The organism is Pantoea sp. X-Soil-OKNW-556, from assembly GCF_059730695.1.
In genome coordinates, this window is the sequence record NZ_AP035990.1 from 281,809 (window position 1) to 298,734 (window position 16,926).

Annotated in this window: 11 protein-coding genes, 2 tRNA genes, 3 rRNA genes and 1 riboswitch; of the genes, 12 read left to right on the forward strand and 4 right to left on the reverse strand. The window is 53.2% G+C overall.

All coding sequences use genetic code 11. From position 1 onward, the window contains the following. Nucleotides 1-55: 55 nt before the first annotated feature. Nucleotides 56-157, reverse strand: a riboswitch (TPP riboswitch). Nucleotides 158-245: 88 nt separating this feature from the next. Beyond that, nucleotides 246-752, reverse strand: a complete 507-nt coding sequence (locus tag AC6I8T_RS01250; RefSeq protein ID WP_021186418.1) for an Rsd/AlgQ family anti-sigma factor — start codon at nucleotides 750-752, stop codon at nucleotides 246-248. Nucleotides 753-815: 63 nt separating this feature from the next. On the opposite strand from AC6I8T_RS01250, the gene nudC reads away from it, so the two are divergent. From nudC to AC6I8T_RS01280, 6 genes are all read left to right on the forward strand, one after another. Then, nucleotides 816-1,589, forward strand: a complete 774-nt coding sequence (gene nudC / locus AC6I8T_RS01255; protein WP_021186417.1) for an NAD(+) diphosphatase — start codon at nucleotides 816-818, stop codon at nucleotides 1,587-1,589. 39 nt (nucleotides 1,590-1,628) lie between these two features. After that, nucleotides 1,629-2,696 carry a uroporphyrinogen decarboxylase gene (gene hemE / locus AC6I8T_RS01260; protein ID WP_021186416.1) on the forward strand — a complete coding sequence of 356 codons (1,068 nt, stop codon included), beginning with the start codon at nucleotides 1,629-1,631 and terminating at the stop codon, nucleotides 2,694-2,696. A 2-nt stretch (nucleotides 2,697-2,698) separates the two neighbouring features. After that, nucleotides 2,699-3,367, forward strand: a complete 669-nt coding sequence (gene nfi / locus AC6I8T_RS01265) for a deoxyribonuclease V (RefSeq protein ID WP_208724570.1) — start codon at nucleotides 2,699-2,701, stop codon at nucleotides 3,365-3,367. A gap of 62 nt (nucleotides 3,368-3,429) precedes the next feature. Further along, nucleotides 3,430-4,020, forward strand: a complete 591-nt coding sequence (locus tag AC6I8T_RS01270; protein WP_021186414.1) for a YjaG family protein — start codon at nucleotides 3,430-3,432, stop codon at nucleotides 4,018-4,020. A gap of 188 nt (nucleotides 4,021-4,208) precedes the next feature. Continuing rightward, complete coding sequence (gene hupA, locus AC6I8T_RS01275) at nucleotides 4,209-4,481, forward strand: nucleoid-associated protein HU-alpha (protein ID WP_013507416.1); 273 nt, start codon at nucleotides 4,209-4,211, stop codon at nucleotides 4,479-4,481. A gap of 67 nt (nucleotides 4,482-4,548) precedes the next feature. Then, nucleotides 4,549-5,214, forward strand: a complete 666-nt coding sequence (locus AC6I8T_RS01280; RefSeq protein WP_208724571.1) for a DUF1481 domain-containing protein — start codon at nucleotides 4,549-4,551, stop codon at nucleotides 5,212-5,214. Nucleotides 5,215-5,253: 39 nt separating this feature from the next. On the opposite strand, the gene purD is transcribed toward AC6I8T_RS01280, so the two are convergent. Both purD and purH read right to left on the reverse strand, forming a co-directional pair. Then, nucleotides 5,254-6,534: a phosphoribosylamine--glycine ligase gene (purD, locus tag AC6I8T_RS01285; RefSeq protein WP_497833441.1), complete on the reverse strand. Its 1,281-nt coding sequence runs from the start codon at nucleotides 6,532-6,534 to the stop codon at nucleotides 5,254-5,256. Between the two features lie 18 nt (nucleotides 6,535-6,552). Next, nucleotides 6,553-8,142, reverse strand: coding sequence for a bifunctional phosphoribosylaminoimidazolecarboxamide formyltransferase/IMP cyclohydrolase (purH, locus tag AC6I8T_RS01290; protein ID WP_021186411.1), 1,590 nt, complete (start codon nucleotides 8,140-8,142; stop codon nucleotides 6,553-6,555). Nucleotides 8,143-8,744: 602 nt separating this feature from the next. Here purH and AC6I8T_RS01295 point away from each other — a divergent pair. The 5 genes from AC6I8T_RS01295 (at nucleotide 8,745) to rrf (ending at nucleotide 13,976) form a co-directional block, all read left to right on the forward strand. Next, nucleotides 8,745-10,286 (forward strand): 16S ribosomal RNA (locus AC6I8T_RS01295). A 74-nt stretch (nucleotides 10,287-10,360) separates the two neighbouring features. Continuing rightward, nucleotides 10,361-10,437 (forward strand) — tRNA-Ile (locus AC6I8T_RS01300). 146 nt (nucleotides 10,438-10,583) lie between these two features. Further along, a tRNA-Ala gene (locus tag AC6I8T_RS01305) sits at nucleotides 10,584-10,659 on the forward strand. 194 nt (nucleotides 10,660-10,853) lie between these two features. Further along, nucleotides 10,854-13,755 (forward strand): 23S ribosomal RNA (locus tag AC6I8T_RS01310). A 105-nt stretch (nucleotides 13,756-13,860) separates the two neighbouring features. After that, nucleotides 13,861-13,976 (forward strand): 5S ribosomal RNA (rrf, locus tag AC6I8T_RS01315). The 16S, 23S and 5S rRNA genes sit together here with 2 tRNA genes alongside, the layout of an rRNA operon. Nucleotides 13,977-14,160: 184 nt before the next feature. Here the strand turns inward: rrf and AC6I8T_RS01320 are convergent. Beyond that, complete coding sequence (locus AC6I8T_RS01320; RefSeq protein ID WP_021186251.1) at nucleotides 14,161-15,483, reverse strand: carbohydrate porin; 1,323 nt, start codon at nucleotides 15,481-15,483, stop codon at nucleotides 14,161-14,163. A 509-nt stretch (nucleotides 15,484-15,992) separates the two neighbouring features. Here AC6I8T_RS01320 and metA point away from each other — a divergent pair. Continuing rightward, nucleotides 15,993-16,922 carry a homoserine O-acetyltransferase MetA gene (metA, locus tag AC6I8T_RS01325; protein WP_208724573.1) on the forward strand — a complete coding sequence of 310 codons (930 nt, stop codon included), beginning with the start codon at nucleotides 15,993-15,995 and terminating at the stop codon, nucleotides 16,920-16,922. The last annotated feature ends 4 nt before the right edge of the window (nucleotides 16,923-16,926 follow it).

The following is a 16,926-nucleotide window of genomic DNA, read 5'->3' on the forward strand; positions in this document are numbered from 1 at the left end:
GAAGTTGCTTGTCCGGAGTCCGGAAGGAGTAACAGAAACGGCGCGCGCACCGGCTGTGATATTTACTCTTGTTCCCTTCGCAGGTACTAACCTGATCAGGTTCCGCGGATCCCGAATTAACGGTCTCAGCCCAAAATGGGCACTCCGACAAGAAAATATTTACGGTGTTAAACCGTAAAATAAAAAAGCCCTCGTAGCATAGAAGGGCTTTTTACGAATAACAAGTCTTTTACAAATGCGGGCGGCTAAGCAGGGCGGGCGATGATGCTTTCATTCGCTACCGGCGTATGCGCCAGCTGATTGTCCCATGCCAGATGCACCAGCTTATCTTCCAGCGTAAAACGCGACTCCAGCACTTCACCCACTTCAGACAGCGCCTGCTGGAAGGTGACGCAGTTGTCATCGGTGATGGCCTGTTGAAGATGGCCGTCATACAGTTGCATCATTCGTTCGGTATTGGCTTCCAGTGACGGGTAGATTTGCGCGGCGGCGATCATCGGGCTGTCACCTTGCATCTCACTGATAATATGTTCATAAATGCTGAAATGGCCGGCGGAGAGATAATCCACCAGGTTATGACAAAAGGCATCCAGCGCCTGTTCGTCCAGGGCACTCAACGCATCTTTTTTGGGCTTCATGCCAACCAACTGGTAGTAAGTCACAAGTAGCTGACGACGCGCGTGTAGCCATGAATCGACCAATTCGTTACCGCGGCCTACACGCTCGGTCAGGTCATCTAACTGAGTAAGCATACAAGGCTCCATGTGGGTTATAGTGGTTCATTCTGCGAATAGACGCTAAGGATGACGATTTAAATGCAACGTGAGATCTCAAGCGTAGACGCTGGCTGGTGGATTGTCAGCCATGAACAAAAACTTTGGCTGCCACAGGGTGAGCTGCCGCACGGGACGGCGGAACAATTCGATCTGGCGGGCAGCAGCGGCATGGTGATTGGCGAATGGCAGGGTGAAAACGTCTGGCTGGTGCGTGAATCACGTTCTGACAATATGGGCTCAGTACGCCAGTTGATTGACGAAGATGTCGGCCTGTTCCAGCTTGCCGGGCGTGGCGTGCAACTGGCGGAATTCTTTCGTTCGCATCGCTGGTGCGGCTATTGCGGCCACGAAATGCATTTGAGCAAACGTGAGTTTGCTTGCCTGTGCGGTCACTGCCGTGAACGCTATTATCCGCAAATCGCGCCCTGCATCATTGTGGCGATTCGGCGCGGAGATGAGATCCTGCTGGCGAACCACGCAAAGCATCGTAACAACGTCTACACCGTACTGGCCGGTTTTGTTGAAGTGGGGGAAACCCTCGAACAGGCAGTGGCGCGTGAGGTGATGGAAGAGAGCAATGTACGAGTGAAAAACGTACGTTACGTCACCTCACAACCCTGGCCATTCCCCCATTCGCTGATGATGGCCTATATGGCGGAATACGATGGCGGGGAGCTACAGCATGACGGCAAAGAACTGCTGGATGCCGGCTGGTTCCGCTACGATGCGTTACCTTTATTACCGCCGCCGGGTACCGTCGCGCGACGTCTGATTGAAGATACCGTTGCCCACTGTCGCGCCAGCGCGCTGTGAAAATGCTACACTGGCGCCCTGTCAGTGAGAGAGCCAATTATGAGTGAACTGAAGAACGATCGTTATCTGCGCGCCCTGTTACGTCAGCCGGTGGATGTCACCCCGGTTTGGATGATGCGACAAGCCGGGCGTTATCTGCCGGAATATAAAGCCACACGCGCCGAGGCCGGTGACTTTATGTCGCTGTGTAAAAATGCTGAGCTGGCCTGTGAAGTCACGCTGCAACCGCTGCGTCGCTATGCGCTGGATGCGGCAATCCTCTTCAGCGATATTCTCACCATCCCGGATGCCATGGGATTGGGCCTGTACTTTGAAACCGGTGAAGGCCCCCGTTTCTCTCACCCGATTACCAGCCGCGCTGACGTCGACAAACTGCCGGTACCTGACCCGGAGCAAGAGCTGGGTTATGTGATGAATGCGGTGCGCACCATTCGCCATAACCTGAAAGGCGAAGTGCCGCTGATCGGTTTCTCCGGTAGCCCGTGGACGCTGGCTACCTACATGGTTGAAGGGGGTAGCAGCAAGGCCTTCACCAAAATCAAAAAGATGATGTACGCCGAGCCACAAACGCTGCATGCGTTGCTGGATAAGCTGGCCGACAGCGTGATCCTCTATCTGAACGCGCAGATCAAAGCCGGTGCGCAGTCGATCATGGTGTTCGACACCTGGGGCGGCGTGCTGACCGGACGTGATTATCGCGAGTTCTCGCTTTACTACATGCACAAAATCGTTGATAGCGTGCTACATGAGAACGAAGGTCGCCGTGTGCCGATCACCCTGTTCACCAAAGGTGGCGGGCAATGGCTGGAAGCGATCGCGGAAACTGGCTGTGATGCGCTGGGCCTGGACTGGAGCACCGATATTGCCGATGCCCGTCGTCGCGTCGGCCACAAAGTGGCGTTGCAGGGCAATATGGACCCGTCAATGCTCTACGCCCCACCGGCCCGTATCGAGCAGGAAGTGGCTGGCATCCTTGAAGGGTTTGGCAAGGGTGAAGGCCACGTCTTCAATCTGGGCCACGGTATCCATCAGGATGTACCGCCAGAGCATGCCGGTGCCTTTGTTGAGGCGGTGCATCGTTTGTCACGTCCTTATCATCAGGGCTAGCGATGGATTTAGCGGCGCTACGCACGGAACAGCAACAGCGCGCAGCTGACGTGGTGCGGCAGGACGATTTTGAGGTGCTGCCGCCCCGTTTGATTGCCGGTGCCGATGTCGGGTTTGAACAGGGCGGGGAAGTGACGCGCGCCGCGCTGGTGATTCTTGAGTACCCCTCGTTGCAACTGGTGGAGCATCAGATTGCCCGCATCAGCACCACCATGCCCTATATCCCCGGTTTTTTATCATTCCGCGAAGTGCCCGCTCTATTAGCTGCCTGGCAACAACTCCAGCATCAACCGGACCTGTTATTTGTCGATGGGCATGGCATCTCGCATCCGCGTCGGCTCGGTGTGGCGGCGCATTTTGGCTTGCTGGTGGATGTACCGACCATTGGTGTGGCAAAGCGGCGCCTGTGTGGCCAGTTTGATACGCTGGATGAAGCGCCGGGCAGCCGTCAGCCGTTGCTGGATAAAGGCGAGCAGTTGGGTTGGGTGTGGCGCAGCAAGGCGCGCTGCAACCCACTTTTTATCTCCACCGGCCATCGTGTCAGTACCGACAGCGCATTGCAGTGGGTGGAAAATTGCATGGCGGGTTATCGCCTGCCTGAGCCGACACGCTGGGCCGATGCGGTAGCTTCTGGTCGTCCGGCCTTTCTGCGCAGGCAAAATGCGCGTTAACGCTGTTTGCGCGCGGCTTTTGCGGTACACTGCCGCCAGCTAAATTATTGAGAGCAAGTTTGATGTTACAGAACCCCGTCCATTTGCGCCTGGCGAAGCTGGAAAGCTGGCAGCACGTCACCTTTATGGCCTGTCTGTGTGAACGTATGTTCCCTAACTACTGGGCCTTCTGTCAGCAGACCGAATTCGCCGATCCGCAGCTTTATCGCCGTATTCTCGATTTAGTCTGGGAAAGCCTGACGGTCAAAGGCGCTAAAATCAATTTCGACAGCCAACTGGAGAAGCTGGAAGCGGTCATCCCCAATGGCGACGATTTCGATATCTATGGCGTGCATCCGGCGATTGATGCCTGCGTGGCATTGAGTGAAGTGCTGCATGCTCAGCTCAGTGGCGAAACCCTGGAACATGCGGTTGAAGTGAGCCGCACCTCAGTGACCACTGTCGCTATCCTCGAAATGACCCAGGCTGGACGCGAAATGAGCGATGAAGAGCTGCGCGAAAACCAGGCGATTATTGACGAATGGGATATGCAGTGGGAGATTTTCCGCCTGTTGGCAGAATGCGAAGAGCGCGACCTCGAGCTGATTAAAGGGTTACGTTCTGACCTGCGCGAAGCGGGAATCAGTAACATCGGTATAATTTTTCAGCAATAAGGCGAGAAAACGTGACTTCAGGCCCGAATTAGCGCGCCTGGAGGCTTCACATCAGCCCCCTGTCTGGTCTACATTTGGGGGGCTGAAAATTGTGGCTATCGGTGCGTGCAGGCTGAAGAGTGCCAGAATATGGCTTTTCCCTCGCACTCGTTGCTTAGCAAGCGATAAATACACTTTAAGGATAACTTATGAACAAGACTCAACTGATTGATGTGATCGCGGAAAAAGCAGACCTGTCAAAAACCCAGGCTAAAACTGCTCTGGAATCTACCCTGGCTGCGATCACTGAGTCTCTGAAAGATGGTGATGCTGTACAACTGGTTGGTTTTGGTACTTTTAAAGTGAACCACCGCGCTGAGCGTACCGGTCGCAACCCGCAGACTGGCAAAGAGATCAAAATCGCTGCGGCAAACGTACCGGCGTTCGTCTCTGGTAAAGCGCTGAAAGACGCTGTTAAGTAAGTTTCCGCGACGCGGTATAGCTTTAAAAGAGGGGCGACATCGCCCCTTTTTGTTTCCGGGGCCTGCCATGCTGAAACGTAATTATCAGCGCGTCTGCGCCCTGTTATGTGGTGCGCTGCTGACGGGCTGTAGCACGACTCCTGATCTTCCTGCCTTTACCGCCAGCGGCTATCTTGCCGATCGTGGCGTGGTGCGTATCTGGCGCAAAAATAGCGACCATCAATCAATTCACATGCGTACGGTCTTCACGCCATTCAATGGTGATGCAATGGAGACAACGGACTACAGCTGGCTGGACAACAATCTTATCAGCGTGCAACGTCAGGTCGCGGGCGAGCAGACGGATGACGTTACGTTACGTTTTGATCAGCAGGGCAACCTCAATTTTATGCAGCGACAACTGGCTGGACGTCGTGAGGCGGTAAGTAGCGACAGTATCGAGCTGTATCGCTTCGATGCGCAGCGCATGCTGGCGCAGAGCAATGCCTTGCTGAATGGCCGTGTATTGCTAAGCCAGGGGCACTGGCTGGGCGATACTCAGGTACGCAACTGCGAAGGGAAGGTGGTGAATGCGCCTTTCGATAGCAGCATCCAGGCAACGCTGGCACAGCAGCAGCGTAATACATCCTCACCGTTGATGGTGGCCTGGCTGGAAGCGCCTGAAGGGGTGCAGCTATTGCATATCACGCCCACGGACGAATGTAGTTGGCAGCCGAAAGAGAGCGACTTCTGACCGGGAATGAAGAAGGGGCACTGTGCGTGCCCCTGCTGATTATTTGCGGTTGATGGCGCGATAGCCGATATCGTGGCGGCAGAAGCTGCCTTCCCAGGAGATAGACTTCGCCAGTTCGTAGGCACGCTGCTGTGCGGCAGCAACATCTGCGCCCAGCGCGGTGACGCAAAGTACGCGACCCCCATTGGTGACCACCAGGTCATCCTTCAGCGTGGTACCGGCGTGGAACACTTTACCATCTGCAACTTCTTCCAGCGGCAGGCCGTGAATCTGGTCGCCGGTGTTGTAGTTGCCCGGATAACCACCGGCAGCCAGCACCACACCCAGTGACGGACGCGGATCCCATTGTGACGTCTGCTGATCCAACTTGCCGTCACAGGCCGCCAGACACAGCGCCACCAGATCGGACTGCAAACGCAGCATGATCGGCTGGGTTTCCGGATCGCCAAAGCGGCAGTTGAACTCGATCACTTTAGGCTGACCGGCTTTATCGATCATCAGACCGGCATACAGGAAGCCGGTGTAGGTGTTACCTTCGGCTTTCATGCCGTTCACGGTTGGCCAAATGATCTGATCCATCACGCGCTGGTGGATCTCATCGGTCACCACCGGTGCCGGAGAGTAGGCACCCATGCCTCCGGTATTCGGGCCGGTATCGCCGTCACCGACACGTTTATGATCCTGGCTGGTGGCCATCGGCAGCACGTTGTCGCCATCAACCATCACGATAAAGCTGGCTTCTTCGCCATCAAGGAACTCTTCGATCACGATACGGTGGCCGGCATCGCCGAACGCGTTGCCTGCCAGCATATCCTGTACCGCGTCTTCCGCTTCTTGCAGCGTCATCGCCACGATCACGCCTTTACCGGCGGCCAGACCATCGGCTTTGATGACGATCGGTGCGCCTTTCTCACGCAGATACGCCAGCGCCGGTTCTACCTCGGTAAAGTTCTGGTATTCAGCGGTTGGGATCTGCTGACGTGCGAGGAAATCTTTGGTGAAGGCTTTGGAGCCTTCCAGCTGTGCGGCTGCCTGCGTCGGGCCAAAAATTTTCAGACCCGCGGCACGGAACGCATCAACGACACCAATCACCAGCGGCGCTTCCGGGCCGACGATGGTCAGGTCAATTTTCTCCTGCTGAGCAAAGACCAGCAGCGCGGCAACGTCGGTGGCGCTGATAGCGACATTTTGCAATGCCGGTTCCAGTGCGGTGCCTGCGTTACCAGGTGCGACAAACACGGTTTCTGCCAGCGGTGACTGCGCAGCTTTCCACGCCAGAGCGTGCTCACGTCCACCATTGCCAATGACTAAAATTTTCATCTGTTACGCTCCCAACGATTAATGGCGGAAATGACGCATGTCGGTAAAGATCATCGCGATGCCGTGCTCATCGGCGGCGGCAATCACTTCATCATCGCGAATCGAACCACCTGGCTGAATCACACAGGTGACACCGACGGCAGCCGCAGCATCAATACCATCGCGGAACGGGAAGAAGGCGTCAGAGGCCATTGCAGAACCTTTTACTTCCAGACCTTCATCACCTGCTTTAATACCGGCGATTTTCGCGGAATAGACGCGGCTCATCTGGCCTGCGCCAATACCGATGGTCATGTTGTCACGCGCATAGACAATGGCGTTGGATTTAACGAATTTCGCCACTTTCCAGCAGAACAGCGCATCACGCAGTTCCTGTTCAGTTGGCTGGCGTTTGCTTACTACGCGCAGCTGGCTGGCATCGACCATACCCAGATCGCGGTCTTGTACCAGCAAACCACCGTTTACACGTTTGAAATCCAGACCGGCAACGCGATCCTGCCACTGACCACACACCAGAACGCGCACATTCTGTTTGCTGGCGGTGACTTTCAGCGCGGCTTCAGAGGCGGAAGGGGCAATAATCACTTCCACGAACTGACGGCTAATGATGGCTTGTGCGGTGGCTTCGTCCAGCTCACGGTTGAAAGCGATGATGCCGCCAAATGCAGAGGTAGGATCGGTTTTGTATGCGCGCTCATAGGCGTCCAGAATCGAGCTGCCCACAGCCACACCGCACGGGTTGGCGTGCTTCACAATCACGCAGGCGGCTTCGCTGAACTCTTTGACACATTCCAGAGCAGCATCAGTATCAGCGATATTGTTGTAGGACAGCGCTTTACCCTGCACCTGCTGGGCAGTGGCAACCGAGGCTTCCGCCACGTTCTCTTCTATATAGAAAGCGGCATCCTGATGGCTGTTCTCGCCGTAACGCATATCCTGCTTCTTAATGAAGTTCAGGTTCAGGGTACGCGGGAAACGACCAGCAGGTTCTTTGCTCTCGCCGTGATAGGCCGGCACCAGGCTACCAAAGTAGTTAGCAATCATGCTGTCGTAGGCGGCAGTGTGTTCGAAGGCTTTAATCGCCAGGTCGAAACGGGTTTCCAGCGTCAGAGAGTTTTCGTTGGCGTCCAGCTCGGCAATGATGGCGTGGTAATCGCTGCTCTTAACGACAATTGCCACGTCTTTATGGTTCTTCGCGGCGGAGCGCACCATGGTCGGGCCGCCGATATCGATGTTTTCAACCGCATCTTCCAGCGTACAGCCCGGCTTCGCCACGGTTTGGGCGAAGGGATAAAGGTTAACGACCACCATGTCGATAGGATTGATAGCGTGCTGCGCCATGATGGCATCATCCTGGCCGCGACGACCAAGAATGCCGCCATGCACTTTCGGGTGCAGCGTTTTGACACGTCCATCCATCATTTCCGGAAAACCGGTGTAGTCAGACACTTCAGTGACCGGCAGGCCCGCATCTGCCAGCAGGCGTGCAGTGCCACCTGTGGAGAGCAGCTCAACACCACGGCTGGAGAGTGCCTGAGCAAATTCGAGGATACCGGCTTTGTCTGAGACACTCAGCAGAGCGCGGCGTACTGGACGACGTTGTTGCATGGTGGTTTTATCCCTTGGCTTTGTTTCGCGTAAATAAGAGCGTTACATCAAGCTTAGCGTTTTTCTTCTATATAGAAGAAACGTTGGCCTCAGGTAACGCCCCAAAAGGGGCATCCTTCACGTCGCGGGGCATTGTAGCGAAAACGTTTGCGCGATGCTCGCCTAAATTCATTTCTGTCGTGAGGTGTGGATAACTTTGTGTGTAAGTGGGTATAAGGCGGGGTTTTGCTGTGGAATGCAGCGAACGGTTGTTTTTATTGAAATTAGCGGTTGCGTGCGCCGAACAACTCCCTATAATGCGCCTCCATCGACACGGCACAACGGTTTACGAAATGCGGTGTTGAGAGAGAAGTTCTGAAGGAACTCTCGCCAGAGAAAATCGCTGAAAAAAGTGATTGACTCTGAAAGAGGAAAGCGTAATATACGCCACCTCGCGACAGACGGTTAACCCGCTGCTCGCACTGCTCTTTAACAATTTATCAGACAATCTGTGTGGGCACTCGCAGGATTGATATCAAAAGTCTACGGACTTAAAAAATATCAAGTCTCAAGAGTGAACACGTAATTCATTACGAAGTTTAATTCTTTGAGCATCAAACTTTAAATTGAAGAGTTTGATCATGGCTCAGATTGAACGCTGGCGGCAGGCCTAACACATGCAAGTCGAACGGTAGCACAGAGGAGCTTGCTCCTTGGGTGACGAGTGGCGGACGGGTGAGTAATGTCTGGGGATCTGCCCGATGGAGGGGGATAACTACTGGAAACGGTAGCTAATACCGCATAACGTCGCAAGACCAAAGTGGGGGACCTTCGGGCCTCACACCATCGGATGAACCCAGATGGGATTAGCTAGTAGGTGGGGTAATGGCTCACCTAGGCGACGATCCCTAGCTGGTCTGAGAGGATGACCAGCCACACTGGAACTGAGACACGGTCCAGACTCCTACGGGAGGCAGCAGTGGGGAATATTGCACAATGGGCGCAAGCCTGATGCAGCCATGCCGCGTGTATGAAGAAGGCCTTCGGGTTGTAAAGTACTTTCAGCGGGGAGGAAGGGATGATGTTTAATACGCATCGTCATTGACGTTACCCGCAGAAGAAGCACCGGCTAACTCCGTGCCAGCAGCCGCGGTAATACGGAGGGTGCAAGCGTTAATCGGAATTACTGGGCGTAAAGCGCACGCAGGCGGTCTGTCAAGTCGGATGTGAAATCCCCGGGCTTAACCTGGGAACTGCATTCGAAACTGGCAGGCTAGAGTCTTGTAGAGGGGGGTAGAATTCCAGGTGTAGCGGTGAAATGCGTAGAGATCTGGAGGAATACCGGTGGCGAAGGCGGCCCCCTGGACAAAGACTGACGCTCAGGTGCGAAAGCGTGGGGAGCAAACAGGATTAGATACCCTGGTAGTCCACGCTGTAAACGATGTCGACTTGGAGGTTGTGCCCTTGAGGCGTGGCTTCCGGAGCTAACGCGTTAAGTCGACCGCCTGGGGAGTACGGCCGCAAGGTTAAAACTCAAATGAATTGACGGGGGCCCGCACAAGCGGTGGAGCATGTGGTTTAATTCGATGCAACGCGAAGAACCTTACCTGGCCTTGACATCCAGAGAACTTAGCAGAGATGCTTTGGTGCCTTCGGGAACTCTGAGACAGGTGCTGCATGGCTGTCGTCAGCTCGTGTTGTGAAATGTTGGGTTAAGTCCCGCAACGAGCGCAACCCTTATCCTTTGTTGCCAGCGATTCGGTCGGGAACTCAAAGGAGACTGCCGGTGATAAACCGGAGGAAGGTGGGGATGACGTCAAGTCATCATGGCCCTTACGGCCAGGGCTACACACGTGCTACAATGGCGCATACAAAGAGAAGCGACCTCGCGAGAGCAAGCGGACCTCATAAAGTGCGTCGTAGTCCGGATTGGAGTCTGCAACTCGACTCCATGAAGTCGGAATCGCTAGTAATCGTAGATCAGAATGCTACGGTGAATACGTTCCCGGGCCTTGTACACACCGCCCGTCACACCATGGGAGTGGGTTGCAAAAGAAGTAGGTAGCTTAACCTTCGGGAGGGCGCTTACCACTTTGTGATTCATGACTGGGGTGAAGTCGTAACAAGGTAACCGTAGGGGAACCTGCGGTTGGATCACCTCCTTACCTGAAGATACCTTCCTTCGAAGTGCTCACACAGATTGTCTGATGAAAAAGTAACGAGCAGAAAAAACCTCTACAGGCTTGTAGCTCAGGTGGTTAGAGCGCACCCCTGATAAGGGTGAGGTCGGTGGTTCAAGTCCACTCAGGCCTACCAAATTTCTCCTCATGCTGCGTTATGCGCGCGGTCGTTTACTCACGTAAACTTCCCTTCCGCATGCCTTGCCTGAGAAGAAATTACATTCTTCCTGTAAGAATGTTAACTCGGTTGAGTGGTAGTAGTGGTCTCTGCAGTAACTGTATGGGGCTATAGCTCAGCTGGGAGAGCGCCTGCCTTGCACGCAGGAGGTCAGCGGTTCGATCCCGCTTAGCTCCACCATTACAGTACTTCAATACTTCAGAGCGTACCGGAAACGGTGTGCTGCGAAGTATTTGCTCTTTAACAATCCGGAACAAGCTGAAAATTTGAAACGACACGTTGTTTCATTTCTCCGTAATAAGAAATGAAAGCGATGTGTTCGAGTCTCTCAAATGCTTGCAGTCTGCATGCGTGAAAACGCCTGTGGGTTGTGAGGTTAAGCGACTAAGCGTACACGGTGGATGCCCTGGCAGTCAGAGGCGATGAAGGACGTGCTAATCTGCGAAAAGCGTCGGTAAGGTGATATGAACCGCAACAGCCGACGATGTCCGAATGGGGAAACCCAGTGCATTTATGCACTATCGTTAACTGAATACATAGGTTAACGAGGCGAACCGGGGGAACTGAAACATCTAAGTACCCCGAGGAAAAGAAATCAACCGAGATTCCCCCAGTAGCGGCGAGCGAACGGGGAACAGCCCAGGACCTGAATCAGTTTGTGTGTTAATGGAAGCGTCTGGAAAGTCGCGCGATACAGGGTGACAGCCCCGTACATGAAAATGCACAGATTGTGAGTCCGATGAGTAGGGCGGGACACGTGGTATCCTGTCTGAATATGGGGGGACCATCCTCCAAGGCTAAATACTCCTGACTGACCGATAGTGAACCAGTACCGTGAGGGAAAGGCGAAAAGAACCCCGGCGAGGGGAGTGAAACAGAACCTGAAACCGTGTACGTACAAGCAGTGGGAGCACCTTCGGGTGTGACTGCGTACCTTTTGTATAATGGGTCAGCGACTTATATTCTGTAGCAAGGTTAACCGTATAGGGGAGCCGCAGGGAAACCGAGTCTTAATTGGGCGTTAAGTTGCAGGGTATAGACCCGAAACCCGGTGATCTAGCCATGGGCAGGTTGAAGGTTGGGTAACACTAACTGGAGGACCGAACCGACTAATGTTGAAAAATTAGCGGATGACTTGTGGCTGGGGGTGAAAGGCCAATCAAACCGGGAGATAGCTGGTTCTCCCCGAAAGCTATTTAGGTAGCGCCTCGTGAACTCATCTCCGGGGGTAGAGCACTGTTTCGGCTAGGGGGCCATCCCGGCTTACCAACCCGATGCAAACTGCGAATACCGGAGAATGTTATCACGGGAGACACACGGCGGGTGCTAACGTCCGTCGTGAAGAGGGAAACAACCCAGACCGCCAGCTAAGGTCCCAAAGTCATGGTTAAGTGGGAAACGATGTGGGAAGGCCCAGACAGCCAGGATGTTGGCTTAGAAGCAGCCATCATTTAAAGAAAGCGTAATAGCTCACTGGTCGAGTCGGCCTGCGCGGAAGATGTAACGGGGCTAAACCATGCACCGAAGCTGCGGCAGCGACACTATGTGTTGTTGGGTAGGGGAGCGTTCTGTAAGCCGCTGAAGGTGGACTGTGAGGTCTGCTGGAGGTATCAGAAGTGCGAATGCTGACATAAGTAACGATAAAGCGGGTGAAAAGCCCGCTCGCCGGAAGACCAAGGGTTCCTGTCCAACGTTAATCGGGGCAGGGTGAGTCGACCCCTAAGGCGAGGCTGAAAAGCGTAGTCGATGGGAAACAGGTTAATATTCCTGTACTTGGTGTTACTGCGAAGGGGGGACGGAGAAGGCTAGGTTATCCGGGCGACGGTTGTCCCGGTTTAAGCGTGTAGGCTTGCATTCCAGGCAAATCCGGAATGCTTTAAGGCTGAGGCGTGATGACGAGCCACTACGGTGGTGAAGTAACTGATGCCCTGCTTCCAGGAAAAGCCTCTAAGCTCCAGGTAACACGAAATCGTACCCCAAACCGACACAGGTGGTCAGGTAGAGAATACCAAGGCGCTTGAGAGAACTCGGGTGAAGGAACTAGGCAAAATGGTGCCGTAACTTCGGGAGAAGGCACGCTGGCATTAGGTGAAGGGACTTGCTCCCGGAGCTGAAGCCAGTCGAAGATACCAGCTGGCTGCAACTGTTTATTAAAAACACAGCACTGTGCAAACACGAAAGTGGACGTATACGGTGTGACGCCTGCCCGGTGCCGGAAGGTTAATTGATGGGGTTATCCGTAAGGAGAAGCTCTTGATCGAAGCCCCGGTAAACGGCGGCCGTAACTATAACGGTCCTAAGGTAGCGAAATTCCTTGTCGGGTAAGTTCCGACCTGCACGAATGGCGTAATGATGGCCAGGCTGTCTCCACCCGAGACTCAGTGAAATTGAAATCGCTGTGAAGATGCAGTGTACCCGCGGCAAGACGGAAAGACCCCGTGAACCTTTACTATAGCTTGACACTGAACATTGAGCCTTGATGTGTAGGATAGGTGGGAGGCTTTGAAGCGTGGACGCCAGTCTGCGTGGAGCCAACCTTGAAATACCACCCTTTAATGTTTGATGTTCTAACGTAGGCCCGTAATCCGGGCTGCGGACAGTGTCTGGTGGGTAGTTTGACTGGGGCGGTCTCCTCCCAAAGTGTAACGGAGGAGCACGAAGGTTGGCTAATCCTGGTCGGACATCAGGAGGTTAGTGCAATGGCATAAGCCAGCTTGACTGCGAGAGTGACGGCTCGAGCAGGTGCGAAAGCAGGTCATAGTGATCCGGTGGTTCTGAATGGAAGGGCCATCGCTCAACGGATAAAAGGTACTCCGGGGATAACAGGCTGATACCGCCCAAGAGTTCATATCGACGGCGGTGTTTGGCACCTCGATGTCGGCTCATCACATCCTGGGGCTGAAGTAGGTCCCAAGGGTACGGCTGTTCGCCGTTTAAAGTGGTACGCGAGCTGGGTTTAGAACGTCGTGAGACAGTTCGGTCCCTATCTGCCGTGGGCGCTGGAGAATTGAGGGGGGTTGCTCCTAGTACGAGAGGACCGGAGTGAACGCACCACTGGTGTTCGGGTTGTCATGCCAATGGCATTGCCCGGTAGCTAAGTGCGGAAAAGATAAGTGCTGAAAGCATCTAAGCACGAAACTTGCCCCGAGATGAGTTCTCCCTGACTCCTTGAGAGTCCTGAAGGGACGTTGAAGACGACGACGTTGATAGGCCGGATGTGTAAGTGCAGCGATGCATTGAGCTAACCGGTACTAATGACCCGTGAGGCTTAACCTTACAACGCCAGAGGCGTTTTGAGTTGAGAGACGCGAAAATTTTCAGCATTGTTCGAACGGATTGATTCGTATGGCCTGTGAGGGCGGTGCGGATAAACAGAATTTGCCTGGCGGCTGTAGCGCGGTGGTCCCACCTGACCCCATGCCGAACTCAGAAGTGAAACGCCGTAGCGCCGATGGTAGTGTGGGGTCTCCCCATGCGAGAGTAGGGAACTGCCAGGCATCAATTAAGTGAAGAAGCCCTGAACGAAAGTTCAGGGCTTTTTTACGTCTGGAAACCAGTCAATATCCCCGTAGCGGCGCGATTTATCGCGCATTTTTCAGCGTCCGGAACACTAAAACCCGCGCGATAAATCGCGCCGCAACGGGTAATGATGCGATAAATCGCACCATTACAGCTTAACTGTTAGAACGTTAAGCTCGCTGTAATTCCCCCAACAAATGCATCTTTTACGCTGCTGTCTGCGCCTGGCGCGACAACATATTGCAGATTAGGACGCAATGTAAGCCATGAGCTGGCGTTCCAGGAATAGTAGAGTTCATAGTCGTATTCAGAGCCTCTGATCACTGGCAGATAAGTAGCATCATTCACGCTTTGCGCACCGTTCTCTTCATTCTCCCGCTCGAGCATGCGGCTGTATGCCGAGTTCACATGCAAACGTGCCATACCTAAACCAATTTCATCCTGGGGACGCGTAGCAAAAAGCCCTTTCCAGCTCAGTGCCACCGTTTGGGTATAATCGAGTTTTGAGGTGCGCTTATCATGCATCACCTGGCTCAGCGTCAGAGACAAGCTGCGATGATTATCATGTTGCAGGGCAAATAATTGCTGCTGAACAATGGCATAAGCGCCGTAGCCATGCGCGGTATCGCCATATTGACCGTGTTGCCAGCTGTGATAAACCCCACCCTGAGCCGAAGAGTAGTAAGCACCCAGGCGATAATTTCCCTGTAGTGCATCAGCACCAAGCTTTGGCTGCCAGCCAATTTCTACCGGAACCAGATTGCCATCGGAGTGATTGACCGAGAAGTGAAAACCGCTGCCGCGATTATCGTTATCATCGTTCTGATTATAAAATCCCACCTTAACATAGACATCCGGCGTGATATTCAGCTGTAAACGCCCCATCCACTGAGATACCGGCCAGTTCATCCAGCGATCGCTACGAGATTTACCCGGAATACCCGGTCCGAGCGCCAGGTTCTGGAAATGTGACTCGATGGTGCCAAAATCCTCCCCTACCGTCGCACGACCCAGCTTAAGATTGACATGGTCGTTGAAAAAACCGCTACGCAACCAGAACTGTGTCAGTCGCCATGTCTGACCGCGGCCATAAACCTCCTGAACAGAAGAAAGCATCGGGGCTTTAGGGTTTGCCACCTGTTCCGACAGGTTCTGCCCATTACGATCGGTCACTGTGGCCTGGAAATCAGTGTCCTGCCACCCCAGCAATTTTTCCAGATCGAGATGGGTACTGAACATCCATTGATCGGTATAACGTGCGGTAGTGGAGGATTGATAGCCACCTGCCAGATTCGCGGCACTCTCCATCACATAATTAACATTAAAATCAATGCCTTGTTGTTGAAGGGCGGTACGCTGACCATCCCAGTCACCTAACATCCACGGTGAATCACTGGAGAAGGGGGCGGCAGCCGCAAACCCGTAGGGTGACGCCATGACCAGCATGCCTGGTACGATCAGGTGTGCAATTTTGAGTTTATGCATAGTAATAAACCTTACAGATATAATTTCCGAGCCAAAAAGTTAAATAAAGGGATATTTCAAAATTGGAATTAATAGTGTGGTCTGTTTTTATAACAGAAGTGACTTATACACCTGACGTGATTTAAATTTTATAAATATTTATTTGGAGGTTTTGATTGAGAACAATAAAATTCATAACGTAATGAATTTAATGGTTTTTATATTTCAATTTCATAAGGTTTAATTATTTGCCTCACTTTTATTGCTGGTATTTATACAACCTAAAAAGTCTGGATTATAAACCAAATAAATATGGATCGAATGTTTTCCCTCCGCTTTGATTATTTAAATTGACCCGCAGTCATTTAATTTCAAGCTGTCAGAGATTCTTTCTTCGCCAGATCCTTAAGACACATTAAGCTGAAACATTTTCATAAATCGCATGAAGACTCGACATTCACGATACTCCAGGCTAATGTCAGGCATCTGGATGTCTAAACGTTTATACGGTTGTAAGAGGTAAGCAGGTTATGCCAATCAGGATCCCCGACGAGTTACCGGCAGTAAATTTCTTGCGCAACGAGAATGTCTTTGTGATGACCTCGTCGCGCGCCAGTGTTCAGGAGATCCGTCCGTTGAAAGTGCTGGTCCTCAACCTGATGCCGAAAAAGATTGAGACCGAAAACCAGTTCCTGCGCCTGTTATCCAACTCGCCATTGCAGATTGATATTCAGCTACTGCGTATCGACAGCCGCGAGTCACGTAATACCCCCACCGAGCACCTGAATAATTTCTACTGCAATTTTGAGGATATTCAGGATGATAACTTCGATGGACTGATTGTTACCGGTGCGCCGCTGGGTCTGGTTGATTTCAATGATGTCGCCTACTGGCCGCAGATTCAGCGTGTGCTGCACTGGGCAAAGGAACACGTCACCTCGACGTTATTTGTCTGCTGGGCGGTACAGGCCGCGTTGAATATTCTCTACGGCATTCCTAAACAGACGCGCCAGCACAAGTTGTCTGGCGTGTATGAGCATCAAATCCTGCATCCGCATGCGTTGCTGACGCGTGGTTTTGATGACAACTTCCTCGCCCCGCATTCGCGCTATGCCGACTTTCCCAGCCAGCTGATCCGTGATTACACCGATCTGGAGCTGTTTGCCGAATCGGAAACCACCGGGGCCTACCTGATGGCGAGCAAAGATAAGCGCCTGGCGTTTGTTACCGGACACCCGGAGTACGATGCGCTGACACTATCCGGTGAATACCATCGTGATTACGATGCCGGGCTGCATCCCGCGGTGCCATTTAACTATTTCCCTCACGACAACCCGGAGTTGCCGCCACGCGCTACCTGGCGCAGTCATGGCAACCTGTTGTTCTCAAACTGGCTGAACTATTACGTTTACCAGATCACGCCGTTTGATCTACGACATATGAATCCGACACTCGAGTAACCGT